General features: G+C 74.1%; 1 pseudogene. It reads left to right on the forward strand.

From position 1 onward, the window contains the following. Positions 1–98 precede the first annotated feature (98 nt). Positions 99–556: pseudogene (locus tag J7619_RS32160) on the forward strand (FAD-dependent oxidoreductase); the annotation flags it as partial.

Here is a 556-nt window from a genome sequence, read left to right on the forward strand (position 1 = left end):
GCCGTGGAACGGCGTGGTGCCCGGCGGCATCGGTTCGCCGCGCGGAAACAGGTCGTCGAGGCGCCCGCCGTAGTTGGCGAAGTCGAGCTCGCCGGCGCATGCTCGGCGGTCTCACCGCATTCGGCGGCCTCGGCCTCGCCGGCTGCGTCTCGAACACCGCCGTCGCGCCCGCGCCGCTGGCGCTGGGCCGCGGCGACCCCGGCCTCACGCTCGCCCCGCTGCGCGCCTCGGCCGAGCGGATTTTCGACGTGTCGGTCTGCATCCGACCGTTCCGCCCTGCCGGCCCGCGGCTCGACACCGAGACCGTCGGCGACGCGCTGGTGGTGCACAACTACGGCCACGGCGGCAGCGGCTGGTCGCTGTCGTGGGGCTCGAGCGTGATCGCGGTGCGCAAGGCGCTGGCAAATTCCCCGCGCGATATTGCCGTCATCGGCAGCGGCCCGCTCGGCCTGACCTCGGCGCTGCTCGCCCAGTCTGCCGGCGCGCAAGTGACGATCTACGCCCGCGAGATCGTCCCCGAGATGCCCTCGCTGCGCGCCACCGGCTCGTTCACCCC

Source organism: Dyadobacter sp. (assembly GCF_017744695.1).
In the GTDB taxonomy this organism is placed as follows: Bacteria; Bacteroidota; Bacteroidia; order Cytophagales; family Spirosomataceae; genus Dyadobacter.